The sequence below is a fragment of the Ruegeria sp. AI2 genome, from assembly GCF_056541275.1.
Genome location: NZ_JBQFYB010000004.1, coordinates 145918 through 169404, shown reverse-complemented (window position 1 = coordinate 169404; position 23487 = coordinate 145918). Strand labels below are relative to the sequence as shown.

The window sequence follows — 23487 nt, the reverse complement described above, 5'->3', positions numbered from 1 at the left end:
ACATGAGTGACTGGAAACCGAAACGCTTCTGGAAAGAAAGCCGGATTACCGAGGTCGACAGTGGGTTTACGGTTGAACTGGATGGCCGCCGCGTCAAGTCCCCTGCCAAAGCGGCGTTGATCCTGCCGACCCGCGCCATGGCCGAAGCGGTTGCGGCAGAATGGGATGCCCAGCAGAAAGAGGTAGATCCGTCGACGATGCCATGCACCCGTTCGGCGAATGCGGCAATCGACAAGGTTCGGCCCCAGCACGGGGAAGTTGCCGATATGCTTGCGGATTACGGCGATTCTGATCTGCTGTGCTATCGAGCGACACATCCAACAGAGTTGCAGGAACGTCAAAGCGCCGAATGGGATCCGGCACTGGACTGGGCCGAGGCTGCGCTGTCTGCTCGCTTGCAGCCGGTTATCGGTGTGTTGCACAAGCCGCAATCTGCCGCTGCCCTGTCGGCTCTGCGCGCTCGCGTCCACGCGCTGGATGCGTTTCAACTGGCGGCGTTCCACGATCTGGTCAGCTTGTCAGGGTCATTGATTCTCGGGTTTGCGGCGGCCATGGATTGGCGCGAACCGGCCGAAATATGGCGCATTTCGAGGCTGGACGAAACCTGGCAGATCGAACAATGGGGTCACGATGACGAGGCCCATGCGGTTGCCGAAACGAAGAAAGCCGCATTTCTGCATGCTAAACGCTTCTTTGATATGTCGGTTTGATCCTTATTTTCCGATTTTTGGCCAAATGTTCAAATTGGTTGGGGTCTGATCCATCGTTTTCGATGATCCGACCCTTGACGTTTGTTTATGAATACGCCCAAACTCAGTGCCACTAAAGGGGAGACACCTTTGGAGTAACCTATCCGGCATCCACTTGCCGGGCAGAGCCGCCTCTGATGGGGCGGGAAATCAGGAAGAGGTAAAAATGAAAAAATCCGTAATCTTGGGCGCGGCAACGATTGCCGGTCTTGCTGCTGGCGCAGCCGTGGCAGGGACCGTTGACGACGTTAAAGCGCGCGGCAAGCTGAACTGTGGTGTGACCACCGGTCTGGTTGGCTTTGCTGCTCCTGACGCCAATGGCGAATGGCAGGGCTTTGACGTATCGCTGTGCCGTGCCGTTGCTGCTGCTGTTCTGGGCGATGCAAGCGCGGTAGAATTCGTTCCGACCACCGGTAAAACACGTTTTACCGCTCTGGCCTCGGGCGAGATTGACATGCTGGCGCGTAACACCACCTGGACCTTCAGCCGCGACGTCGACCTGAAGTTCGAATTTACCGGTGTGAACTACTATGACGGTCAGGGCTTTATGGTTCCCAAGGCACTGGGCGTAAGCTCGGCCAAGGAACTGGACGGCGCAACCGTTTGTATCCAGACCGGCACCACAACCGAGCTGAACCTGGCGGACTTCTTCCGTTCGAACAACATCAGCTACGAACCGGTTCCGATCGAAACCAACGCCGAGGCACAGCAGCAGTATCTGGCTGGCGCATGTGACGTATACACCACCGACGCTTCGGGTCTGGCGGCAACCCGCGCCACATTCGAAAACCCCGGTGATCACATCCTGCTGCCCGAAATCATCTCGAAAGAACCGCTGGGCCCGCTGGTCCGTCACGGCGACCACGAGTGGGGCGACGTTGTGCGCTGGACTCTGAACGCGCTGATCTCGGCTGAAGAGCTGGGCGTAACTTCGGCCAATATTGATGAACTGGCCGCTGGAACTGATAACCCGGAAATCAACCGCCTGCTGGGTACCGAAGGCACCCTGGGCGAAATGCTGGGTCTGGACGCTGACTGGGCAGCCAAGGCGATCAAAGCCGGTGGCAACTATGGCGAAGTGTTTGCCAAGAACATCGGTGAAGAAACCCCGATTGGTCTGGCACGCGGCCTGAACGCACAGTGGACCGAAGGCGGCCTGCTGTACTCGCCGCCGTTCCGCTAATATCGACGGAGAAGGGCGCAGGGCAACCTGCGCCCTTTTTCCATCCATAAGAATCACGCCCGTACGGTTTTGAGCAGGGATCAACTCTGCCGGCATATTTACGGGATGCACGGGGATATACATAGGTCATGACGACTCTCACTGACCCGCCGAAGGAGCAGTTCCGGCTGTCCATGCTCCTTTATGATACGCGGTACCGATCTGCGACCATTCAGGTCATTGCAATGATCGGCTTTATGCTTCTGGCAGCCTGGATCATTTCCAATACCATCCAAAACCTCGAAGCGCTTGGAAAACCGGTTGAGTTCGGCTTTTTCGCAGAACCGGCCAGTTACGATATCAACCAGCGCTTGCTTGAATACGATTCGCGCGACAGTCACTTGCGCGCGGCCTTTATCGGCTTGCTGAACACGCTGGTTGTGGCGGTTCTTGGTTGTATCACAGCAACGATAGTCGGTGTTTTGGTTGGTGTTCTGCGCCTGTCCAACAACTGGCTGGTTGCGCGGATCATGACCGTCTATGTTGAGATGTTCCGCAACGTACCTGTGCTGCTGTGGATTGTTCTGGCCATGGCCATTCTGATCGAAAGCCTGCCAGCACCAAGGGCGTTCCGCGGAGAAAACCCAGAAGCCACGATGAATCTGTTCGATTCTGTCGCGGTGACCAATCGCGGGGTCTATATCCCGGAGTTCCTGTTCTCGCGCAGCTTGGGTGATATCCACATATTCGGCACGTCGAGCCTGCGGTTCGATATCTCGCTGGACCTGATCGCCATTCTGATCGTGCTTGGCGGCAGCATCTTTGCGATGCGCAAGGTGTCCGCCTGGGCACAAGCCAAGCAAGAGGCATCCGGTGATCGTCCGACTATCTGGCACATCCAGCTGGGTATTCTGTTTGTGCCGATGATTGTCCTTCTCACCATCTTGGGGTTTCACCTTGGTTTCCCTGAGCTGAAAGGCTTCAACTTTACCGGTGGCACACATTTGCGTAACTCGTTGATCGCGCTGTGGCTGGCCTTGTCGCTTTACACGGCGGCCTTCATCGCCGAGATCGTTCGTGCGGGTATCTTGGCCATCTCAAAAGGCCAAACCGAAGCCGCATCGGCGCTGGGTCTGCGCCCGGGCCGGACCATGCGCCTTGTGATCCTACCGCAGGCATTGCGGGTGATCATTCCGCCCATGATCTCGAATTATCTGAACCTGACCAAGAACTCGTCACTGGCGATCGCGGTCGGATATATGGACATCACGGGGACCCTTGGCGGCATCACCATGAACCAGACCGGTCGCGAGCTGGAATGTGTTCTGCTGTTGATGCTGGTCTATCTGTCCATCTCGCTGAGCATCTCGGCGGTGATGAACTGGTACAACAACCGTGTAAAACTGGTGGAGCGGTAATATGAGTGATGTTTCATTTGTCCGCACGGAAATGCTGCCCGAGCAGGCACCGCCTGCTTCCGAGGTCGGTGCGCTGGGATGGGTCAAGCACAACCTGTTCTCAAGTTGGTTTAACACGATCCTGACGGTGGTTTCGCTTTATGCGATCTACTACGTGCTGTCAGGTGTTCTGCCATGGATTTTCCAGTCCGTGTGGAATGCCGACTCTCTCAACGAGTGCCGCGAGATCATGATGGCCACCTGGGGGTCGACCCATGGGCACGCCTGCTGGGCGGTTATCAATGACCGTTGGTTACAGTTGCTGTTCGGCTTCTATCCAAGCCATCTGTACTGGAGACCGATCCTAGCGCTGGTTCTGTTGCTGGTCGCATTGGCGCCGGTTCTGTATTCGGACCGCGTCCCAACCAAGATGCTGATCTTCACGGCAATCTACCCGTTCCTGATGCCGTTCCTGATGTGGGGCGGAACCATCTGGGGGCCAATCTCGGCCGCGCTTGGGTTTGTCGTCGGTTGGTTTGCGTATTCGGTTCTCAGCAAACAGGTGAGTGAACTGGTGGGTATGATTGGTGCGGTCGTTGCCGCAGTGATCTGGTGGCTGGTGCTATCCAGCTATTTCACGGGCGCGTTGGACTCGGTTCTGCCGATTGGCATCGAAGCTGTCGAAAGCCGTCAGTTCGGTGGTTTCATGCTGGCGATCCTGCTGGGCGTTGTGGCCATTGGTGTCTCACTTCCGATCGGTATCGTTCTGGCGCTGGGGCGTCAGTCGGACCTGCTGATCGTCAAATACCTGTGCGTGGGCTTTATCGAGTTCATTCGCGGTGTGCCGCTGATCACCTTGTTGTTCGTGGCGTCGCTTCTTCTGAACCTGTTCCTGCCGCCAGGCACCAACTTTGACATCATCTTGCGGGTGATGATCATGATGACCCTGTTCTCGGCGGCCTACATGGCCGAGGTGATCCGGGGTGGTCTGGCTGCCCTGCCACGAGGACAGTACGAAGGCGCCGACAGTCTGGGCCTGAACTACTGGCAGGCGCAAAGGCTGATCATCATGCCGCAAGCCCTGAAAATCTCAATTCCGGGCATCGTGAGCACATTCATCGGGATCTTCAAGGATACGACGCTGGTGTCGATTATTGGGTTGTTCGACGTGATCGGATTGGCATCTGCTATCCGCGCCGACACAGCCTGGAACGGCATCTATTGGGAACTGTTCGCGTTCATCGCGTTCCTGTTCTTCATCGTCTGCTTCTCTATGTCCCGTTATTCCATGTATCTGGAGCGCAAGCTTCAGACTGGCCACCGTTAAGGAGTTCAACACATGTCTGAACTTGCAATTGACCGCGAAATCGACCGTTCCAAAATGCAGGTGAGCGACGAGGTCGCCATCGAAATCACCAACATGAACAAGTGGTACGGTTCCTTTCACGTGCTGCGCGACATCAATCTGACCGTCAATCAGGGCGAGCGGATTGTTATTGCGGGTCCATCCGGGTCAGGGAAATCTACCCTGATCCGCTGCCTGAACGCGCTGGAGGAACACCAGCAGGGCACGATCATCGTGGATGGGACCGAGTTGTCGAATGACCTCAAGAACATCGACAAGATCCGGTCCGAGGTTGGCATGGTGTTCCAGCACTTCAACCTGTTCCCGCACCTGACCATTTTGGAGAACTGCACGCTGGCCCCGATCTGGGTGCGCAAGACGCCCAAGAAAGAGGCCGAAGAGCGCGCGATGCATTTCCTTGAAAAGGTGAAAATCCCCGAGCAGGCCGACAAGTATCCTGGTCAGCTTTCGGGTGGTCAGCAGCAGCGTGTGGCAATTGCCCGCTCGCTGTGCATGATGCCGCGGATCATGTTGTTCGATGAACCGACATCGGCGTTGGACCCCGAGATGATCAAAGAGGTGCTCGACACCATGATCGAGCTTGCCGAGGAAGGCATGACCATGCTGTGCGTGACGCACGAGATGGGCTTTGCCCGTCAGGTTGCCAACCGCGTGATCTTCATGGATGCGGGCCAGATCGTGGAACAGAACGAACCGGAAGAGTTCTTCAATAATCCGCAAAGCGAGCGGACCAAACTGTTCCTCAGCCAGATTCTGGGACACTGAACGGCTCAAGATGGTGGAAAGGCGGGGTTTTGCCCCGCCTTTTTCTATTCCAGCAACTCTCGCGCGGTGGTGAAGCCCAGCACGGTGCCCATATGCCATCGCACGTCCGACCAGCTGTCGGCGTTGAATGTCATCACAGTGGTTGCACAAGTCGGATAATCGAAAAAGCGCATGTGATCCGGTGGCCGTCGCACAAGGCGGTTGGCGAATTCGGCGATTCCGGGGTTATGGCCCAGCATCAACACAGTCGGTTCCGTGGCACCTGCTAACTCGCGCGACATGACTTCGGCGTCGGCGTGGTAGAGCGCATTGTGAAAGCGGACCTTATCGGCCGTTAACCCCATCCGGTCCCATGTCTCGCGAGTGCGGGTTGACGTCGAGCTTAGCACTTCATCCGGCAGCCAGCCGTTATCGCGCAGCCATGCACCAATGGCCGGGGCTGACCTGCGCCCACGCTTGCTCAGGGGGCGTTCATGATCGCCAAGTCCTGGGTTATCCCAGCTGGATTTGGCGTGACGCGTCAGGATCAGAGTGCGGGTCATGACGGGTGAAAAGCCCTCATATGATGGGCTGATTGTTCGGGGTCGCGCCCTGCGCCCGCGCTGAGCGGGCAGACGAGGCGGGCCAGACAGCCGCCTGTCATGCAGGTTTGACCCTCAGCGGTATCAAGATGGTCGTGGCAGACTGCAAGGTCATAGAAGTTTTGCGCGTTCAGCGCGCCGACAGGGCAGGCCGTCGTGCACGGGGCGGCGCAGGTGTCACAGGGGGAAACGCTAGACGCCTCAGGGATGGCAAGCTCATGGGCGAAATGCAGTGCGCCGCGATATGAGATCATCATACCGACTGTGTCATGTACCAAAGCCCCCACCGGGCTGCTGAAGGTGCGTCCCGATTTCAGGGCCCAGTCGATGAAAGGCGCATAGGGTGGACCACCAAAGGGGAAATAGGCCTGTGCACCGAACGCATGTGCCATCTGGCCGACGACTCTGGTTGACCAGCGGTTTACTGGATCAGGCCCCCGCCATTCCGGCGAGGCTTTCAGAGCAGACCAGAAATCAGGACCCGCGCCCAGCAAAATTAACGTGCCAGCGTCGAGTTGCCGGGCCGCCACGCGATGAGGATGCAGCGCGCCCATGACAATCAACCCCGCTTGACGCGCCGCGTGTTCTACGCGGCCATAGGTTTCCGCATCTGGAACTGAGGAAGGTTGCGCAAGGTCTGTCATCTTCCCTCGGCTTTTGCTGCGATCAGTCTGGCCGTATCAGCGACCCGGCGCCATGTTCCGTGAACAGTTCAAGCAAAACCGCATTTGGCGCGCGCCCGTCAAGTATCACGACGGCCCGAACGCCGCTGTGCAGGGCATCGAGGGCAGTTTCGGTCTTGGGGATCATACCGCCCGCGATGGTGCCTTCGCGGGTCATCTCGCGGATCTGGCCGGCTTTCAGCTCGGTCACCACATCGCCCGCCGCGTTCTTGACGCCCGAGACATCTGTCAGCAACAGAAGGCGGTCAGCTTTCAATGCCGAGGCAATCGCCCCGGCAGCCGTATCGCCGTTCACGTTAAACGTTTCACCCTCACGGCCCGCGCCCAGAGGCGCGATGACCGGGATCACATCATGTGAGAACAGATCATGCAGGATTTTCGGGTTCATCTCGGACGGGGTGCCGACATAACCCAGAGACGCATCCGTCTGGTCGCAGATCATCAGGTTAGCATCTTTGCCCGACAAACCCACGGCCGAACCGCCCTGACCATTGATAGCCTGAACGATCCGCTTGTTCACCAGGCCAGACAGAACCATCTCGACAACTTCGACGGTTGCCGTGTCGGTCACGCGCTTGCCGTTCACAAAGTCGGACTGGATATCAAGCTTGTTCAGCATCGCGTTGATCATCGGACCACCGCCATGCACAACAACCGGGTTCACGCCGACCTGCCGCATCAAGACGACATCGCGGGCAAAGCTCTCCATCGCCTCGTCACTGCCCATGGCATGCCCGCCCAGCTTTATGACGACGATGGCCCCATCATAGCGCTGCAGATAGGGCAATGCGCTGTTCAGGGTTGCTGCGGTGGCGATCCAGTCCCGGTTCATGTCACGTGTCTTCATTGCTAAGGTCCCTCTGACCGTCCGTGTTAGGGCCTTTGCACCGCGCTGCCAAGGGCGAAGCTATTCCAGATGCGCAATGATCGAGCGCAGGGTCGGAATCCCGTCGCCTTTTTCGGACGAGGTCAGGACGATTTCCGGGAATGCTGCGGGATGTTTGGACAAAGCCGCACGGGTTTGTTCCAGAACCTTCTCGCGCTCGTTGGCCTTGACCTTGTCGGCCTTAGTAAGGACGCATTGAAAGGTCACGGCACTGGTATCCAGCAATTTCATGATTTCAGCGTCGACCGGTTTTACCCCGTGGCGCGCATCAATCAGGACAAAGGCACGGCGCAGCGTCTGACGACCGCTCAGGTATTGCTTGAGAAGCTTCTGCCATTTTTCCACCACGTTAACCGGTGCATTGGCATACCCATAGCCCGGCAGGTCCACCAGATAGAGGTCTGGGCCTTGCGTGAAGAAGTTGATTTCTTGCGTACGGCCAGGTGTGTTAGAGGCACGCGCCAGACCCTTTGTTCCGGTTAGCGCATTGATCAGGCTGGATTTGCCGACATTCGAGCGACCGGCAAAACAAACCTCCAGCCGGTCAGGGGCGGGCAGGCCCGTCATGGCGACCACGCCTTTGACAAATTCAGACGGGCCGGCAAACAGCTTGCGACCGCGTTCTTTGGCGAAGTCATCCGGCTCTTCGGCCAGCGGAAACGGAAGCGTGGTCATAGCACCTCCAGCGTATCATTCAGGCGGATTTCACCACCCTGAATGACTTCTGCATAGACACCGAAATCCTGATGATCCCAGCTATTCAGCGCGCCCAGAGTATCCGCGTCGCGTTCGCCGGTTTCCGGATTTGCAGTGGTGGCCAGACAGCGAATAATACGCTCGCGCACCCGGAGCACGGTTTCGCCAATGCGAAGGTTACGGCCCAGCCAGTCGAATTCATTCCACTCAGGCAGGCCTTCGAACCAGATGTTCCCGCGCCATCGCGCCGCAGACAAAGACTGGCCCAGCTTTTGTTCAACAGCGCGATGAGACGCCATGTTGCACAGGCTGATTGACGGGAAATCGGTATCGGTCATACCGCGTCCGGGCACCCGGACAATTCGGGTGGACGCAGCGCGATCCGAGGGCATAAGCGGTTTTACCCAGTCCAGGAAAACCGATTCCTCTGTGTCCGGATGAAAGCTCAGATCCGGGCGGTCCGGGTGGCGCAACGTGACCTGCTCGCCGTCCAGTTTCGCCCAAATCGCCATCAGCTTGGGGGCTTTTGAACCGCGGCTGAAATTTACACATGGGGCCCATTCCGTTCCGTCGGTCTTGGCCGCTTCATGGGCAACGGCCCAAACGCGATCCCCGGGCATGGTCTGCCCGGGGTTGAGGGTAATCTGGCTCAGGGCTTCGCGCCCATGGCTTTTGATCGGGTGACGCCAAAGGCCTGAAACTGTTCCGCTCATTTCTTGTCCGTGTTTGGCAATCGCTTAAATCCGGATTTGATGTTTCCGAACACGTCCGGCGTATAGCCCTGACTGCGCATGATCAGATACTGTTGGGTAAAGGTGATCGTGTTGTTCGCAATCCAGTACACGACCAGACCGCTGGCAAAGCCGCCCAGCATGAACATGAAGACCCAGGGCATCCACGCGAAGATCATCGCTTGTGTGGCATCGGTTGGTGCCGGGTTCAGTTTCTGTTGCAGCCACATCGAGATCCCCAGCAGCAGCGGCAGAATACCGATAAAGATCAGCGCCATCAGGGTGTCCGGTTGCGGGCCAGCCCAGGGCAGCAAGCCAAAGAGGTTCATGATCGAGGTCGGGTCAGGTGCGCTCAGGTCCTGGAAGGGGCCGAACCACGGTGCCTGACGCAGTTCGATTGTGACGAAGATCACCTTGTACAGTGAAAAGAAGATCGGGATCTGCAACAGGATCGGCAAACAACCGGCAGCGGGGTTCACCTTTTCCTTCTTGTACAGCTCCATCATGCCCTGCTGCATCTTCTGGCGGTCGTCGCCCGCGGCTTCCTTCAGGGCTTCCATCTGCGGCTGTAGTTCCTTCATCTTCGCCATCGAGACGTAGGATTTGAAGGCCAGCGGGAACAGGATTGCCTTGATGATCAGCGTCAGGCCGATAATGGACCAACCCATATTGCCGATCAGCGCATGAATGTTGTGCAGCAGCCAGAAAATCGGCTTGGTCAGGAAGAAGAACCAGCCCCAGTCGATGCTGTCGATGAATTTCTGCACACCGTCAGCCTGGTATTCGCGGATGGTCTCCCACTCTTTTGCGCCGGCAAACAGCTGCGTTGTCACCTGCTCGGTCGCACCCGGCGCCACGGTCAGCGTCGGAAGTACCGTTTCTGTCTGGTAAATCTTGCGACGCGAGTCGTATTTGGCAGCCGCCTTGAACGCAGAACCGGGTTCCGGGATCAGCGTGGTCATCCAGAAGTGATCAGTGAACCCGATCCAGCCGTTTTCCTTGACTTGAAACACCTCGGCCTGAGCGCGCTCGCCCGGGTCGATATCGAAATCACGAACGTCACCATAATCCACTTCGGTCAGAGTGCCGTCGGCCATACCGATCACACCCTCATGCAGAATGAAGAAGTTCTTCAGGTCCGGCAGGTCCCCGTCTTCGCCAATGCCGTGGCGCGCAAGAATGCCATAAGGTGCCAATCCAATTTCAACCCCGGTGGCGTTTTCGACAGATTGCGTGACCGTGAACATGTAGTTCTCGTCAACCGCGATGGTGCGGCGGAACGTCAGACCATTGCCGTTTTCCCAGGCCAGCGTCACAGGTGTGTCAACACCCAGGGTCTCGCCCTGCTCAAGCGTCCAGATGGTATTTGGTCCGGGAACATCTGCACCGGTCAGGCCCGCGCCAGGAGCCCAGCCATAGAGGGCGTAATAGGCGGATTGCGATCCGACTGGCGACAACAACTCGACAATCGGAGAATCCTCGGCCAGCGAGACCTTGTAGTCTTTCAATGACAGCTCGTCGATCCGACCGCCAGCAAGGGACAGGCTACCGGTCAGGCGGGGCGTGTCGATATTGATGCGGGGCGCTTCGGCCTCGGGTTCAGCTTCGGTAGCTGCCGCGGTTGCCTCTCCGACAGTACTGGTGTCGGCCGCACTGGGCGCCTGAACCTCACTGCCTTCGACGCTGGTTACTTCAACCTGATCCGTGGTTGTCGTCTGTTCCGGAGGGGGAAACAGCACGAACCAGACCAGGATCACGAGAAAGCTGAGCGCGGTTGCGAGGATGAGGTTCTTGTTCTGATCGTCCATCGGGGACAGCCACCTTGAGCAGTGAAAGACACCCGCAGGGTTCAACAGAGTGCAGACCCAAAGGTCAAGCGGAATCGCCCGTCATTTCGTCACGGAGGGGTCTTCTTTGTCGCGATTTCCGGTTCCCTACCGCGTTTTCCGCCCGATTTTGGGAACACCGTCGACCTTGTTGCGGTAAGACGTGATCCAATCCTTGGTTTTTTCGAATGGCATGGGCTTACCGATGCCAAACCCCTGAACATGATCGCAACCCAGTTGGGCCATTAGAGCGTGCTCACCCGGCGTTTCGACACCTTCGGCCAGAGTTTCCAGATGCAAACGTTCTGCCATCATCAGAATGGCGCTGGCAAGCTGTTGCTGGCTTGGGTCCAGATCCGCTTTGGCAACAAATGACCTGTCGATCTTGATGCGCGATACGTTGAACCGTTTGATGGAACCGATCGAGGCATGTCCTGTCCCGAAATCGTCCAGATCAATACAGCACCCCATTGCGGCAAGCCCGGTGACGTTGCGGGTGATGACATCGTCGGGCCGTCTGGAGAACACGGTTTCCAACACCTCGACCGCCAACCTGTCAGGGGTCAGATCGAATTGATCCAGTTCCCATTTCAGACGGTCGATCAGGCCCGGATTGCGCAGTTCGTCAGATGAAAAGTTGATTCCGATGCGCGGCACCGACAGCATGGACCGATCCCAGTCGCGCATTGCGGAAAAGGAATGATGCCGCATGGCCTGACCCAACCGGTCCATCAGTTCGGCCTGTTCGGCAAAGGGCAGGAACACATTGGGGGCAAGAACCCCTTTTTTCGGATGTTCCCAGCGGGCCAGAGCCTCAAACCCGCTGATACGCCCGGTATCGGTTGAGATCTGGGGTTGAAACCATGGACGGATCTCACCGCTGTCCAGCGCCGCTTCGAATTCTTTGCGCAAGTTGATCCTGACCTGTGCCCGTCTGCGCGTCTGAGAGGAAAAAGCGCGAATCGTGGATGGCCCGTTTTGTTGTGCCTCCAAAAGGGCGTTATTTGCGGCCTCCTGCCAATCGATTGCAGAGCCGTCAGTGATATTGCTGCTCAGGCAAAAGCCAATGGAACAAGACATATACACGCCGGTGCCATTCAGCATGATGGGATCTTCTACGGCGTTTTGCATACGACCCGACATCTGAATACAAGCTTCCAAATCCAGTTGCCGCGCCGGGTGCAGAACAACCATCATCCTGTTTCCACCCATCCGGGTTGCGCAATCATTTGAGCGGATCATGGACAAAACGCGCGAGCAGAATTGCTGTGCAACGTGGTTTGCCGCCGCCTGTCCGTGCAGATCAAACAATTGCGTAAAGTCATCCAGAACCACCGCGAAACAGGCCGAGTTTTCCCCCTTCAGGCGGGCGTCGGCAAATACCTTCTCCAAAACTATTTCAAACTGGTCCTTTGACAGCAGACCGCCTGGACGCCAAAGCCCCTTACGCGACGGATTGGCTGCGAACGCATTGATGCCTGCGACGATCAGAGGCAAAATCAGGGCCAGTGCAAACAGGGCCTGTTCTCCCCCAATCCAGAATGCACTCAGACAAAGCGCCGGAACAAAGGCCAGCGCGGCTGGGCCGCCCAGAACGGTTTTCAACGAATGGACAAAACGGTCGGTAAGGGGATGGTTCCGCATCAGCTTTCTGGCCTTGGGCATGATCTGCACAAGGCAAAGCCTATGAAACCAGTCTGAGTCAGTCGTTAACGCAGAAACGGAATCTCATCCAAATTCCCGGAATTTTCGATGGAATTTAGCGAAAGGTTAATGAAATCAAATAGCTTTCCATCCAGAAGGTGCGATGGCCGCGCATTTGTTAACGCTCGGAACATAACCTGTCGCCGACCCGGGCTGTTCTTTTCCCATTGATCCAGAATCTGTTTGACCTGCTGGCGCTGCAACCCATCCTGACTGCCGCACAGGTCACAGGGAATGATCGGGTATTGCATCGCCTTTGCAAATTTCTCGCAATCGGCTTCGGCGACATGGGCGAGCGGGCGGAATACAAAAAGATCGCCTTCTTCATTCACCAGTTTCGGCGGCATCGTGGCCAGGCGGCCGCCGTGGAACAGGTTCATGAAAAACGTCTCAAGGATATCGTCGCGGTGATGCCCCAGGACGACCGCCGAGCATCCCTCCTCGCGCGCGATGCGATAGAGGTTGCCACGGCGCAAACGGGAACACAGGGCGCAATAGGTCCGGCCCTGCGGAACCTTGTCCATCACAACGGAATATGTGTCCTGATATTCGACCCGATGCGGTACGTCCATTCGACCCAGAAACTCGGGCAGGACCGTGGCCGGAAAGCCCGGCTGGCCCTGATCCAGATTGCAGGCCAGCAGATCGACAGGCAACAGGCCCCGCCATTTGAGCTCGTAGAGAACGGCCAGCAATGTATAGCTGTCCTTGCCACCGGAAAGACAGACCAGCCAGCGGGGCGGCTTGCCATCCTTGTCGTGGGCGGACGGATCCACCATCCCGTATTGCTCGATCGCTTCACGGGTCTGGCGCACAATGCGTTTGCGCAGCTTCTTGAACTCGGTTGTCGAGGGCGCGCCGGCAAACAGCGGGTGGATATCGTCTGCATCATCAAACATGCGCCGTGGTTACAGCGGACCGAAGGCCCGGGCAAGGCGTAGAAGCAGGATCAACCGCGTTTGGAGCGTAGTTGCACCCGTGTTATCCTGCGCGTATTTTTCAGGAGGTATATTATGGACTATTTCTTTTCGGTCCGCGCCCGCAGCGGCGATCACTATTCAAACAAGATGGGTGCCGCGCGATATCTCGCTATTCCGGGAAATGTCGGGCAACCGGCACGGCAGCATGAAATACCGCAGTCTCAATGGATAAGCCGGATTCAGGCCGAAGCCGGGGCGACGGCTACCGAGAATGGGCATATTGTCGTCTTCGTGCACGGGTTCAATACCGAGCAATATCAGATGCTGGAACGTCACCGCAAAATACGCACCGGTCTTGAGGCGCATGGCTTTAACGGTGTGGTCATCAGCTATGATTGGCCAAGCGATGGATCGGTTCTGGGCTATAACGTTGACCGGGCTGACGCGCGGCGCGCGGCAGAAAAATTGTTCAGTCACGGGATCACGCGGCTGTCCCGGATGCAGACCGCGGATTGCCGGTATAGCGTCCATGTTCTGGCGCATTCCATGGGCACGTTCTTGGTGCGCGAAGCCATGGATTATGCCGATGACGACCATGAAACCGCGCAACACAGCTGGATGACCAGCCAGATCGCGTTTGTCGCGGCGGATGTATCCGCGAAATCGTTCCGCGACGGCAGTTCCAAGACGTCCTCTCTGATGCGACGTTGTACCAGGCTGACATGCTATTACAGCCCCTTTGACGAGGTTTTGTCGATTTCAGAGGTCAAGCGTGTCGGAGTATCGCGCCGACTGGGCCGTGTCGGAATGCCAAACGACCGGCCTGAGAAAGCGGTTAATCTGTATTGCGGGTCCCATTTCAAGAATACCCGCGATGAATACGGGGATGGGCCTTCTGTGACACACAATTGGTATTTTGATTCGCCCCGGTTTTTCGAAGACCTGCACCATACGTTGATGGGGAAACTGGACCGAGAGGTCATTCCGACCCGCAGTTTCACCGACCGCGGCAACCTGGCGTTGATTTAAGGGTCGGTATTGTCGGGCACCGGATCGTAACCGTCACCGCCCCAGGGGTGGCATCGGCATATCCGGTGTGCAGCCAGCCACGATCCCCGGATCGCGCCATGTTTTTCCAATGCTTCCAGTGCATAGGCCGAGCATGTGGGCTGATAGCGGCAGTTGAAACCAACCCAGGGGCTGAAAATCAGCCGGTACGCGCGAACGGGCAGGGCGACGATATGGGACAGAAAGGTCATTTGCGATCCGCATGCACTTTGCGAAGCGCATACCGCAAGTCGCTCAACAGGACGTCATAAGGAAGATCGGCGGTTACATCAGCCCGCCCGATCAGCACATAGTCCCAACCTTCAAGACCGGACACAGGCAAGACGGCCCGTGCGACTTCTCTCAGGCGGCGCTTGGCACGATTGCGGGCCACGGCGTTGCCGACTTTCTTTGAGCAGGTAAAGCCAACGCGCAGCCCCACCGCTTCATCCGGAGCGCGTCTGCGGGCCTGCACCATCATCGAAGACGTTCCCTGCCTGCGCGCGCGGGCGGCTTTCAGGAAATCGGCTCTTTTTTTCAGGATCGTCAGGGATGTGGGTAGACAAACAGAAGCCGCCGGGGGCGTATTCCCGGGGTGGTTCTTACCATCCTCAGGGGCCTCCGGCGGCGTCATGTTCATACCCTGATCGGTGGGCGGTTTTACGCGCTCAGCGATTTGCGGCCGCGGGCGCGGCGTGCGTTCAGGATCTTGCGGCCGGCTTTGGTGGCCATGCGCGCGCGGAAACCGTGGCGGCGTTTGCGAACCAGGTTCGAAGGCTGATAGGTGCGTTTCATCGCTCCGTCTCCAATCTATAGCGGTCGGGTGCGGCGCGGATTCGCCTGGCCCTAGTGTTCGAAGCCCGTCCTCTACTGCCAAGCGAAGTGTAAGTCAAACCCCAACGGTCCGGTTTTCGCGGCTTTTGCAACAATTCTGTAAACCGGATGCAGAAAAGATTTCAAATCGGTCGATTATCGTCTGAAACTGTCACGTTCGCGGCCACATAGATCAAGGCACCGTGAACCCCCTGTTGCCAAAAGCGCAAGCAGCGCATGTTGGGCGTAAGATGAAGCAAGAAGAACCGGAAGACCAGATGTCCGAAACAAGCCACGTTCCACGAAACGGGTTGGCGCGCCATATCCCCTTGCTGGTGATTCTCGGTGTCGCCGCGGTGGGGTTTTTCACGCTGGGTGATTACCTGACTTTCGAAACCCTGCGCGACAACCGCGAAGCGTTGCTGGCGTGGCGGGACGCAAACTATTGGGCCATGGTGGCCGGGTTCGTTGCCGTCTATATCGTAATCGTCGCGTTTTCGCTGCCCGGGGCTGCTGTCGCCTCGATGACCGGCGGGTTCCTGTTTGGACTGTTTGCCGGAACGGTGTTCAATGTATTTTCGGCCACTATTGGCGCATCGGCCATCTTTTTGGCCGCCCGCTGGGGGTTGGGCAATGCTTTGACGGCCCGGCTGGATGCCTCAAAGGGGACGATTGGGAAGCTGAAAGACAGGTTGCGCGAGAACGAAATCTCGGTGCTGTTCCTGCTGCGGCTTGTCCCGGTTGTGCCGTTCTTTGTGGCCAATCTGGTGCCTGCGCTAGTGGGCGTCAAATTTCGCAATTTTCTGATCACGACGGCGCTGGGCATTGTTCCGGGGGGTATCGTTTACACCTGGATCGGTGTTGGGCTGGGCGGTGTGTTCGACCGTGGCGAAACACCGGACGTTTCTTTGTTGTGGGAACCCTTCGTCATTGGCCCCATTGTCGGCTTGTGTGTGCTGGCTGCTTTGCCGATTGTCATCAAGTCCCTGCGTGGCGGAAAGGACGCCTGACCCATGCAACACCTCAAGACAGATATCCTGGTCATTGGGGCCGGGTCCGGTGGGTTATCGGTTGCGGCCGGTGCCAGCCAGATGGGTGCGAAGGTGATCCTTCTGGAAGGGCACAAGATGGGCGGCGACTGCCTGAACTTCGGCTGCGTCCCGTCGAAAGCGCTGATCGCAAGCGGCAAAGCGGCCTTTGGTCAGGCGCATTCCGCCGCGTTTGGCGTGGCCGATGTAAACCCTCAGATCGACTATGCGGCGGCGAAGGATCATGTGCGGGATGTGATTGCCCAGATCGAACCGATGGACAGCCAGGAGCGCTTCGAAAGTTTGGGTGTCCAGGTGATCCGCGAATATGGCAGCTTTATCTCCCCGACCAAAGTGCAGGCCGGAGATCATGTCATCACCGCGCGCCGGATCGTGATTGCGACCGGGTCGTCGCCAATGGTTCCGCCAATCCCTGGTCTGGACACTGTACCTTATCAAACAAACGAAACCATCTTCGACCTGCGCGAGCGTCCGGAACACTTGCTGATCATTGGCGGTGGTCCGGTGGGTATGGAAATGGCGCAGGCTCATGTCCGTTTGGGCAGTAAAGTAACAGTCGTTGAAGGGCAGAAGGCGTTGGGCAAAGACGACCCCGAGGCCGCGTCCATTGTGCTGGAGGCTTTGCGCAGTGAAGGTGTCGTGATCCACGAAAACGCCGTGGTGGCCCAGATTCGCGGAAAGGATGGCGTTGTGGAGGTCGTGACCGAGAACGGCGATATTCACCGGGGCTCTCACCTTTTGATCGCCACAGGGCGCAAGGCCAATATCGAGCGTCTGAACCTGACTGCGGCGGGAATTGACCGCACCAGAACCGGAATCAAGACGGATGACAGCTTGCGGACGTCAAACCGCCGGGTCTATGCGATCGGCGATGTCGTGGGGGGGCTGCAATTCACCCACGTTGCCGGGTATCATGCGGGTATCATCATTCGATCCGCCTTGTTCAGCCTGCCCACCAGGGCGAAAACGGCGCATATCCCATGGGCAACGTTCACCGATCCTGAACTGGCGCAGGTTGGTCTGACCGAAGCTCAGGCCCGCGACCGGCATGGCGACAGGCTGGAGGTTGCGCGCTTTGATTATCACCACAATGACCGCGCTTTGGCCGAGCGCAAAACCAAAGGGTTCATAAAGGTCATGGTGGTGAAGGGCAGGCCCGTAGGCGCCACGATTGTGGGCCATCAGGCGGGCGAGTTGATAAACATGTGGTCGCTGGTTTTGGCCAATAATCTGAAGATGGGGCAGATAGCTGCTACGGTTTCACCCTATCCGACAATCGGAGAGCTTAACAAACGCGTTGCTGGCGCTTATTTCTCTCCAAGGCTGTTTGAGAATCAGACAGTTAAACGTGTGGTCAGGTTTGTTCAGCGTTGGATTCCCTGACCTGTAAAGGAGCGTAAATTGAACTCGCTGTCGGGCCGATTTCTGATCCTGACGACGGTCTTCGTTATGTTGGCCGAAATCCTGATCTTTGTCCCGTCGATTGCCCGGTTCCGCGAGGATTTCCTACTGAACCGTCTAGAACGCGCTCAGATCGCATCGCTGGCTTTGTTGGCAGATGATATGCTGGCCGAAGATCTTGAGGCGGAATTGCTGGCGAATGCCGGTGTCTACAACGTTGTGTTGCGTCGGGATGAAGTCCGCCAACTCATGCTGTCGTCTCCGATTCCAGAGGCAATCACCAAAACATTTGATCTACGGGATGCCGGTCCATGGATTTTGATCCGGGATGCGGTGAGCCGGATATTCATACCTGAAAATGAAGTCATTCGTATCATTGGCGAGCCGGTCAAGGGCGCGGGGCTGCTGATCGAGGTCACCATCGACAGCGCTCCCCTGCGTATGGCGATGGTTGATTACGGCCTGCGCATTCTGGGGCTGTCCTTTGTCATCTCGATCATCACGGCGTCCTTACTGTTCCTTGCGGTGCGCGTGGTTCTTGTTCGGCCCATCAAAAGCGTGGTTGGATATATGCAGCGCTATGCCAGCGCACCCGAGGATGCGCGCGGCATCATCTCTCCGAATTCCAGAGTGACAGAATTGCGCGAGGCGGAAGAAGCGCTGAAGATGCTGCAAACGGAACTGACGCAGGCTCTCAAACAGCGCGAGCGGTTGGCGCAACTGGGTGGGGCGGTTGCAAAGGTCAGCCATGACCTGCGCAACATTCTGACATCGGCGCAGCTGTTCACGGACAGGATCGAATCCAGTGATGACCCGCTGGTCCGGCGAATGGCTCCGAAGTTGGTGAATTCGATCACCCGTGCTGTATCGCTGTGTGAAAGCACATTGGCATTCGGCCGTGCAGAAGAGCCTGCGCCCACCTTGACGATGGTGCCCCTACGGACAATTGCGGCTGACGTCGCCACCAGCGAACAGCTGGCAGTCGCAGGGGGCTGCGTCGAGATCGTGAACGAAGTGCCGGAAGATCTGATCGCCCGCGCCGACCCCGAGCAGTTGTTTCGTGTCATCATGAACCTCGTGCGTAACGCAAGACAGGCGTTGGAAGCCTCGGGTAAGCCGGGTCACATCACCATCGTCGGGTGTGAATATCAGGATGCCTGGTGTCTTGAAATTCGCGACACCGGGCCGGGTCTTCCGCCAAAAGCACGTGAAAACCTGTTCACACCGTTTCAGGGTGGGGTCCGCAAAGGAGGCTCTGGCCTGGGCCTTGCAATCTCTCAGGAACTGGTGCGCGGGCATGGCGGTAACCTGACACTGAAAGAGACCGGACCCGAAGGAACGATCTTTGAAATCAGGCTTCCGCGTGGAGACATGACTTTTTGATTTTTTTTTGAAGAATCGGCTTGCACGTCTTTGACCACAGGTCTAAACAGCGCCTCACCAACGCGGACCGATAGCTCAGCTGGATAGAGTACTTGACTACGAATCAAGGGGTCGGGGGTTCGAATCCTCCTCGGTCCGCCACTTGGTGATTTTCCCAAATTTTGATGAACCACATTAGGTTACTCAAACTCTAGAGTTTTATGGCTGTAGCCGCGCTGCTGGGTTTCATTGGATTTTATCCGATGACACAGGTATACTTTCATTGAGTGGTATATTTTGTGGTATTTTCATGGTTGCGCTCAGCGGGAAACTGACAAAGAAGCTGGTTGAGAATCTCGGCCCGGGTCGGCATGGCGACGGTTCTGGCCTGTACCTTGTTGTCGATCCCTCGGGCGCACGGCGCTGGATCGTGCGCGTAACGGTCAAAGGGCAGAAGAACCGCAAGGGCGCTCCGCTGCGCACAGATTTCGGTTTGGGCGGCGCTGATGTCGTCACTCTGAACCAGGCCCGCGAGAGGGCTCTGGAATACAGGCGAATGGCGAAGGCCGGGTTGAACCCGCGCTTCAACGCGCAGCGAGAAATCCCGACCTTCGAAGAACTCAGTCGTCAGGTTCACATCGATCGCTTGCCGACATGGAAGAATGCCAAACACGGCCAGCAATGGCTCAACACCCTGCGCGACTACGCGTTCCCTAAGATCGGACGCATGCCCGTGGACAGTATAGATCAGCCCGAAGTTCTGATGTGCCTGTCCCCCATCTGGACCGAGAAACACGAAACCGCAAAGCGACTGTCGCAGCGGATCAAGACGGTGCTCGATGTGGCAAAGTCCAAGGGTTTCCGCTCGAGCGAGAACCCGGTGACCGCGATCCGCGAAGGCAAGGTGCTGCCCACCGTCAAGGCCAAGGTCCAGCACCATGACGCGATGCCGTGGCAGGAGGTGCCCGCGTTTTATGCCGAGTTGCAGACCCGTTCAGCCATGGCCGCTAAAGCCCTGCAGTTCACCATTCTGACCGCCTGCCGAACCTCTGAGGTGCTGGAGATGAAATGGCCCGAGGTCAATGTCGATGCACGTCTGTGGACCATTCCGGCGGAGCGCATGAAGGGTGGGCAGGTCCATCGTGTCCCTCTCACCGATGAAATGCTGTTAATTCTGGAGCCGCTGCGCGCGTTGGCCTCTGACTCTGTGTTCGAGGGGCAAAAGCGGCATCTGCCCTTGTCGAACATGTCCATGCTGATGCTACTGCGTCGGATGCGGCAGGACGGCGTTACTGTGCATGGCTTCCGCAGTTCGTTTCGGGATTGGGCCGCGGAGGCTGCAAACGCGCCGCGCGAACTGGCAGAGGCGGCTTTGGCTCATCAGATCGGGTCGGATGTGGAGCGGGCCTATGCACGGTCGGATTTGTTAGAGCGCCGGCGCGAACTTATGCACAGTTGGTCAAGCTACTTATTGTACAAGCGTGATGGCGCCGATGGCTAAAGTGGAGACAATATTGGCTTTAAGGTTCGTGTTGGCCGAGAAGGTTTACCCATTGCAACCCGAACTGGTTCGAAATGACACAAAGACTGCGCAACTAGTGCATCGCTACGTTCAAAAAGTTCAATCTGAAACCCATGAATGGTGGCGAAAAAAGGCCACGGAAAGATCCAGGTTAGAGGACGAACTTTTGGATTCCAGATTTGCTTTAGAACCTTTGTTCAACATTTCCGAGGATACTTTGAGAAAGTACATTGCGGAGCTTTGGAAAATTGGAGAGTTCACCGGCGACGTCTGCTTCCGCAGTGTCAAGGGCAAAGAGTAATTTTTTCCGTTTTGGAAGAATGGGAAGACTACTGTTCTCAACTTCTAATTTTTGTGAATATTGGGTGCCATCGCAACTGATCCAAGAGGATTTCAACGATGGCAAACGTCTTCAATGACGACCGGGTCTATTTCCCAGAAGACCCTGAAATGCAGTTGCTGGGAAACCGCGAAAAGCTGGCTCAATGGCGCCACCGCATGTGTGGTCCGGCCTTCATCCGCATCGGTCGGCGCATCGCCTATCACGGCGCTGATCTGAACGCCTGGCTGACGGCCCGGCGCACCGATCCCAACAACGAGGCTGCATAATGAAAAACCCCAACTCCAAGCGCGGAGATGGGGCTTTTCCAGTGACATCAACTGCCACCCTAGCAAGTTCAGTTGATGCCACAGGATGCCCCGCTCCGACAAGACAAAACGAGCGCCGGTACTACTGGTCGCCCCAGAGCCACTCGGTCGAACGAGTGATCATTCGGAAAGGAAGGATCGAGCATGGCTGATATGTCCTTCTCCAAGTCGAACAGTACCAGTCACAACAGGGGGGCAGACACTGGCCCTCTTTGCCAAACTGATCACCGGGAAACCGCCGAGAACTACCGGGGCGAACTCTTTCGCCTCGGCAGTTACCGGGTTGCCGTATGCCGGGATGGCATCCAATGGCTGTTTCAGCGTCAGAGGCCCCAATTTCAGGCCGGGGGAGCGGCATGGGACACGCTCGGGTACTGTGTGTCCAAATCCGGTCTAACCCGGCTCGTCCGGGCGTATATCGGCTGCGACATTTCGGAATTGGATGCCCTTCCCGAGCATTTCCAGCGGAGGTGTCGCGATGAGTAGGCGCCGGTCTACCAAAGGCAAACGGTCGGATGAGGGCCAATATGTTCCTCTGCCCTATGCCATGATCAAATCTCCGGCGTGGCGGGCTTTGTCGGGACCTGCAGTGAAGCTCTGGCTGGAGCTTCACACCCGCTTCAACGGCAGCAACAACGGCAAGCTGTTCCTGTCGATGAACGAAGCGGCAGAGATTCTAGGCCTAGGTAAGGCCACCGTTCAACGCGCTTTCGAGGATCTGCAGGACAAAGGCTTCCTTGTGCTGGAGCAGGAAGGCAACTGGTATCACCGTCGCGCCCACGAATGGCGGTTAACGACTAAGACCACACAAACCCGGTCCGGCAAAAAAGCCGCCACTAACAACTGGCGTTTCTGGCAGCCCGAAAAAACAAAACGCGGTTCTGGTACGGACCCGTCAGCATCCTCTGTGGTTCCGTTTGAGAACCCAAAGACCCCGCATGGTTCCAAATCAGAACCCGTCAGGCCGGTTTTTCGTCGGTCCTTCGGTTCTGAATCGGAACACTAATACTAACCACTCCCTGTTACGCGAGGCGGACATGAGCAAGGCACAGAAAGACAATGGCAATGATCTGCAGACAAAGGACCCCGAGCTTACCGAAGCGGAGACCAATGCGGTTGCCGATCTGAGGGAACGGAAGCGATCACGCGTCCGGGCCCCGGATATCACGTTGGATTTTGATGAAGACACACGAAGGCTCACGGTGGGGCACACAGGAAAAGACCCAACGGCGGCCTGCGCATTGGCGATGCATGAGCTAGGCACAGTCGATTATCGGTTCTTCGAAGGCGTGATGGATCAAGTCGCGACTCTCGGGCAACAGGACAGCTCTGTTTCTGAGGCAGCATCAAACTTCGTGATGTCTGTTGTTGCCGGGGTTGGGCCGCGAGACGAGATCGAAGCGATGCTTGCGATCCAGATTGGCGCGATCCATCAGGCGACGATGATGATGGCACGCCGCCTGAACCACGTAAAAACTCTCACGCAGCAAGACTCGGCGGAACGGGCGCTCAACAAACTTGCGCGGACCTTCACTAACCAGGTTGAAACCCTGAAACGGTATCGCTCCAAGGCAGATCAAACCGTCCGGGTCGAACGCGTTGAAGTCAAAGAAGGTGGTCAGGCAATTGTTGGAAACGTGCACAACGGGGGGCAGTCGGATGACAAAAAGTAACGACAACCTCATGGACCCCACCAAACGGCTCAATGATGCGCCCAGGTGCACAGCAACGGCGAAGTCCACTGGCAAGCGGTGCCGCGCACCCGCCGTTCAAGGCTGGAGTGTTTGTCGCATGCATGGGGCTGGAGGTGGGCAAGCCGCTGGGCCAAGCCATCCGTCATGGAAGCACGGAGAACGATCGAGAGAAACCGAGGAAATGCGCAAGACGATCAATGAACTTATCCGCGCTGACAGGGAACTGCAGAAATTGATCGGCTGACCAGGCACTGCCTCGCAAGCAAGGTTAAAGCAGTCATTCGACAGAGCTGTTTCGATGGCCGCTTCGAGCCCAAACTCCCGGTTGGTGATCTGCGCAAAAACTGTCGCGATGCGCGGTTAGCGGACATTGCCCGAATTGGTCATTGCTCTTGGATGCCGGTGATCGAAGTACCTGCTTTGGCGTTACAGCTTTCGCATTCCCGCCATTCGTACGACCTGCAGTGTTTTCGGGATCGGCAATG

25 protein-coding genes and 1 tRNA gene are annotated in these 23487 nt (G+C 57.2%); 15 read left to right on the top strand and 11 right to left on the bottom strand.

Annotated elements, in window-relative coordinates:
* Positions 1 to 2 precede the first annotated feature (2 nt).
* The 5 genes from ACR0LL_RS11250 (at position 3) to ACR0LL_RS11230 (ending at position 5439) form a co-directional block, all read left to right on the top strand.
* Positions 3 to 710 carry an ATP12 family chaperone protein gene (locus ACR0LL_RS11250; RefSeq protein ID WP_480586687.1) on the top strand — a complete coding sequence of 236 codons (708 nt, stop codon included), beginning with the start codon at positions 3 to 5 and terminating at the stop codon, positions 708 to 710.
* 205 nt (positions 711 to 915) lie between these two features.
* Positions 916 to 1932, top strand: coding sequence for an amino acid ABC transporter substrate-binding protein (locus ACR0LL_RS11245; protein ID WP_209598866.1), 1017 nt, complete (start codon positions 916 to 918; stop codon positions 1930 to 1932).
* A 128-nt stretch (positions 1933 to 2060) separates the two neighbouring features.
* Positions 2061 to 3329, top strand: coding sequence for an amino acid ABC transporter permease (locus ACR0LL_RS11240; RefSeq protein ID WP_480586684.1), 1269 nt, complete (start codon positions 2061 to 2063; stop codon positions 3327 to 3329).
* A gap of 1 nt (position 3330) precedes the next feature.
* Positions 3331 to 4635, top strand: coding sequence for an amino acid ABC transporter permease (locus tag ACR0LL_RS11235; RefSeq protein WP_480586682.1), 1305 nt, complete (start codon positions 3331 to 3333; stop codon positions 4633 to 4635).
* Positions 4636 to 4647: 12 nt separating this feature from the next.
* Positions 4648 to 5439, top strand: a complete 792-nt coding sequence (locus ACR0LL_RS11230; RefSeq protein WP_480484762.1) for an amino acid ABC transporter ATP-binding protein — start codon at positions 4648 to 4650, stop codon at positions 5437 to 5439.
* A gap of 44 nt (positions 5440 to 5483) precedes the next feature.
* On the opposite strand, the gene ACR0LL_RS11225 is transcribed toward ACR0LL_RS11230, so the two are convergent.
* The 8 genes from ACR0LL_RS11225 to ttcA form a co-directional block, all read right to left on the bottom strand.
* Entirely contained in the window at positions 5484 to 5981 is a 498-nt protein-coding gene (locus tag ACR0LL_RS11225; protein ID WP_480586679.1) for a SixA phosphatase family protein, read from the bottom strand.
* Entirely contained in the window at positions 5978 to 6664 is a 687-nt protein-coding gene (locus ACR0LL_RS11220) for a ferredoxin (RefSeq protein ID WP_480586676.1), read from the bottom strand. Before ACR0LL_RS11220 ends, ACR0LL_RS11225 begins: the two co-directional genes overlap by 4 nt.
* A gap of 22 nt (positions 6665 to 6686) precedes the next feature.
* A complete protein-coding gene (gene argB, locus ACR0LL_RS11215; protein ID WP_267363778.1) occupies positions 6687 to 7550 on the bottom strand; it encodes an acetylglutamate kinase in 864 nt (287 codons plus the stop codon).
* Between the two features lie 60 nt (positions 7551 to 7610).
* The gene (gene yihA, locus ACR0LL_RS11210; RefSeq protein ID WP_480547311.1) at positions 7611 to 8264 is read right to left on the bottom strand and encodes a ribosome biogenesis GTP-binding protein YihA/YsxC; all 654 of its coding nucleotides are present in this window, start codon (positions 8262 to 8264) and stop codon (positions 7611 to 7613) included.
* A complete protein-coding gene (locus ACR0LL_RS11205; protein ID WP_480586673.1) occupies positions 8261 to 8998 on the bottom strand; it encodes an MOSC domain-containing protein in 738 nt (245 codons plus the stop codon). The genes yihA and ACR0LL_RS11205 overlap by 4 nt, the downstream gene beginning before the upstream one ends.
* Positions 8995 to 10824 (bottom strand): membrane protein insertase YidC, encoded by a 1830-nt coding sequence (gene yidC, locus ACR0LL_RS11200; protein WP_480586670.1) that lies wholly within the window; start codon positions 10822 to 10824, stop codon positions 8995 to 8997. The genes ACR0LL_RS11205 and yidC overlap by 4 nt, the downstream gene beginning before the upstream one ends.
* A gap of 126 nt (positions 10825 to 10950) precedes the next feature.
* Positions 10951 to 12486 (bottom strand): putative bifunctional diguanylate cyclase/phosphodiesterase, encoded by a 1536-nt coding sequence (locus ACR0LL_RS11195; protein ID WP_480586668.1) that lies wholly within the window; start codon positions 12484 to 12486, stop codon positions 10951 to 10953.
* 65 nt (positions 12487 to 12551) lie between these two features.
* Positions 12552 to 13445, bottom strand: a complete 894-nt coding sequence (gene ttcA / locus ACR0LL_RS11190; RefSeq protein WP_480586666.1) for a tRNA 2-thiocytidine(32) synthetase TtcA — start codon at positions 13443 to 13445, stop codon at positions 12552 to 12554.
* A gap of 114 nt (positions 13446 to 13559) precedes the next feature.
* On the opposite strand from ttcA, the gene ACR0LL_RS11185 reads away from it, so the two are divergent.
* Complete coding sequence (locus tag ACR0LL_RS11185; protein WP_480586663.1) at positions 13560 to 14495, top strand: alpha/beta fold hydrolase; 936 nt, start codon at positions 13560 to 13562, stop codon at positions 14493 to 14495.
* Here the strand turns inward: ACR0LL_RS11185 and yidD are convergent.
* From yidD to rpmH, 3 genes are read right to left on the bottom strand one after another with little or no spacing between them, the layout of a single operon-like run.
* On the bottom strand, positions 14492 to 14725 hold the full coding sequence (gene yidD / locus ACR0LL_RS11180; RefSeq protein WP_209505895.1) for a membrane protein insertion efficiency factor YidD: 234 nt from the start codon (positions 14723 to 14725) through the stop codon (positions 14492 to 14494). The genes ACR0LL_RS11185 and yidD overlap by 4 nt on opposite strands.
* Entirely contained in the window at positions 14722 to 15147 is a 426-nt protein-coding gene (gene rnpA, locus ACR0LL_RS11175; protein WP_267366122.1) for a ribonuclease P protein component, read from the bottom strand. The genes yidD and rnpA overlap by 4 nt, the downstream gene beginning before the upstream one ends.
* A gap of 26 nt (positions 15148 to 15173) precedes the next feature.
* Positions 15174 to 15308: a 50S ribosomal protein L34 gene (gene rpmH / locus ACR0LL_RS11170; RefSeq protein ID WP_005980833.1), complete on the bottom strand. Its 135-nt coding sequence runs from the start codon at positions 15306 to 15308 to the stop codon at positions 15174 to 15176.
* A 269-nt stretch (positions 15309 to 15577) separates the two neighbouring features.
* Here rpmH and ACR0LL_RS11165 point away from each other — a divergent pair, with 269 nt between their 5' ends.
* From ACR0LL_RS11165 to ACR0LL_RS11125, 9 genes are all read left to right on the top strand, one after another.
* Positions 15578 to 16336, top strand: a complete 759-nt coding sequence (locus tag ACR0LL_RS11165; protein ID WP_480586660.1) for a TVP38/TMEM64 family protein — start codon at positions 15578 to 15580, stop codon at positions 16334 to 16336.
* 3 nt (positions 16337 to 16339) lie between these two features.
* Positions 16340 to 17758, top strand: coding sequence for a dihydrolipoyl dehydrogenase family protein (locus tag ACR0LL_RS11160; RefSeq protein WP_480586657.1), 1419 nt, complete (start codon positions 16340 to 16342; stop codon positions 17756 to 17758).
* 18 nt (positions 17759 to 17776) lie between these two features.
* Entirely contained in the window at positions 17777 to 19159 is a 1383-nt protein-coding gene (locus ACR0LL_RS11155) for an ATP-binding protein (RefSeq protein ID WP_480508479.1), read from the top strand.
* A 64-nt stretch (positions 19160 to 19223) separates the two neighbouring features.
* Positions 19224 to 19300, top strand: a tRNA-Arg gene (locus ACR0LL_RS11150).
* Positions 19301 to 19448: 148 nt separating this feature from the next.
* The gene (locus tag ACR0LL_RS11145; RefSeq protein WP_480586654.1) at positions 19449 to 20639 is read left to right on the top strand and encodes a tyrosine-type recombinase/integrase; all 1191 of its coding nucleotides are present in this window, start codon (positions 19449 to 19451) and stop codon (positions 20637 to 20639) included.
* Entirely contained in the window at positions 20632 to 20961 is a 330-nt protein-coding gene (locus ACR0LL_RS11140) for a hypothetical protein (protein WP_425080315.1), read from the top strand. Before ACR0LL_RS11145 ends, ACR0LL_RS11140 begins: the two co-directional genes overlap by 8 nt.
* 98 nt (positions 20962 to 21059) lie before the next feature.
* Positions 21060 to 21269 carry a MerR family transcriptional regulator gene (locus ACR0LL_RS11135; protein ID WP_480586652.1) on the top strand — a complete coding sequence of 70 codons (210 nt, stop codon included), beginning with the start codon at positions 21060 to 21062 and terminating at the stop codon, positions 21267 to 21269.
* A gap of 628 nt (positions 21270 to 21897) precedes the next feature.
* A complete protein-coding gene (locus tag ACR0LL_RS11130; protein ID WP_480586649.1) occupies positions 21898 to 22314 on the top strand; it encodes a MarR family transcriptional regulator in 417 nt (138 codons plus the stop codon).
* Positions 22315 to 22345: 31 nt separating this feature from the next.
* Positions 22346 to 22981, top strand: coding sequence for a hypothetical protein (locus ACR0LL_RS11125; protein WP_480586647.1), 636 nt, complete (start codon positions 22346 to 22348; stop codon positions 22979 to 22981).
* Positions 22982 to 23487: the final 506 nt, after the last annotated feature.

Bases quoted from the DNA above. Each gene is read 5' to 3' on its own strand.
- ACR0LL_RS11250 (WP_480586687.1), top strand. From the start codon at position 3: ATGAGTGACTGGAAACCGAAACGCTTCTGGAAAGAAAGCCGGATTACC.
- ACR0LL_RS11245 (WP_209598866.1), top strand. From the start codon at position 916: ATGAAAAAATCCGTAATCTTGGGCGCGGCAACGATTGCCGGTCTTGCT.
- ACR0LL_RS11240 (WP_480586684.1), top strand. From the start codon at position 2,061: ATGACGACTCTCACTGACCCGCCGAAGGAGCAGTTCCGGCTGTCCATG.
- ACR0LL_RS11235 (WP_480586682.1), top strand. From the start codon at position 3,331: ATGAGTGATGTTTCATTTGTCCGCACGGAAATGCTGCCCGAGCAGGCA.
- ACR0LL_RS11230 (WP_480484762.1), top strand. From the start codon at position 4,648: ATGTCTGAACTTGCAATTGACCGCGAAATCGACCGTTCCAAAATGCAG.
- ACR0LL_RS11225 (WP_480586679.1), bottom strand. From the start codon at position 5,981: ATGACCCGCACTCTGATCCTGACGCGTCACGCCAAATCCAGCTGGGAT.
- ACR0LL_RS11220 (WP_480586676.1), bottom strand. From the start codon at position 6,664: ATGACAGACCTTGCGCAACCTTCCTCAGTTCCAGATGCGGAAACCTAT.
- argB (WP_267363778.1), bottom strand. From the start codon at position 7,550: ATGAAGACACGTGACATGAACCGGGACTGGATCGCCACCGCAGCAACC.
- yihA (WP_480547311.1), bottom strand. From the start codon at position 8,264: ATGACCACGCTTCCGTTTCCGCTGGCCGAAGAGCCGGATGACTTCGCC.
- ACR0LL_RS11205 (WP_480586673.1), bottom strand. From the start codon at position 8,998: ATGAGCGGAACAGTTTCAGGCCTTTGGCGTCACCCGATCAAAAGCCAT.
- yidC (WP_480586670.1), bottom strand. From the start codon at position 10,824: ATGGACGATCAGAACAAGAACCTCATCCTCGCAACCGCGCTCAGCTTT.
- ACR0LL_RS11195 (WP_480586668.1), bottom strand. From the start codon at position 12,486: ATGCGGAACCATCCCCTTACCGACCGTTTTGTCCATTCGTTGAAAACC.
- ttcA (WP_480586666.1), bottom strand. From the start codon at position 13,445: ATGTTTGATGATGCAGACGATATCCACCCGCTGTTTGCCGGCGCGCCC.
- ACR0LL_RS11185 (WP_480586663.1), top strand. From the start codon at position 13,560: ATGGACTATTTCTTTTCGGTCCGCGCCCGCAGCGGCGATCACTATTCA.
- yidD (WP_209505895.1), bottom strand. From the start codon at position 14,725: ATGACCTTTCTGTCCCATATCGTCGCCCTGCCCGTTCGCGCGTACCGG.
- rnpA (WP_267366122.1), bottom strand. From the start codon at position 15,147: ATGACGCCGCCGGAGGCCCCTGAGGATGGTAAGAACCACCCCGGGAAT.
- rpmH (WP_005980833.1), bottom strand. From the start codon at position 15,308: ATGAAACGCACCTATCAGCCTTCGAACCTGGTTCGCAAACGCCGCCAC.
- ACR0LL_RS11165 (WP_480586660.1), top strand. From the start codon at position 15,578: ATGAAGCAAGAAGAACCGGAAGACCAGATGTCCGAAACAAGCCACGTT.
- ACR0LL_RS11160 (WP_480586657.1), top strand. From the start codon at position 16,340: ATGCAACACCTCAAGACAGATATCCTGGTCATTGGGGCCGGGTCCGGT.
- ACR0LL_RS11145 (WP_480586654.1), top strand. From the start codon at position 19,449: ATGGTTGCGCTCAGCGGGAAACTGACAAAGAAGCTGGTTGAGAATCTC.
- ACR0LL_RS11140 (WP_425080315.1), top strand. From the start codon at position 20,632: ATGGCTAAAGTGGAGACAATATTGGCTTTAAGGTTCGTGTTGGCCGAG.
- ACR0LL_RS11135 (WP_480586652.1), top strand. From the start codon at position 21,060: ATGGCAAACGTCTTCAATGACGACCGGGTCTATTTCCCAGAAGACCCT.
- ACR0LL_RS11125 (WP_480586647.1), top strand. From the start codon at position 22,346: ATGAGCAAGGCACAGAAAGACAATGGCAATGATCTGCAGACAAAGGAC.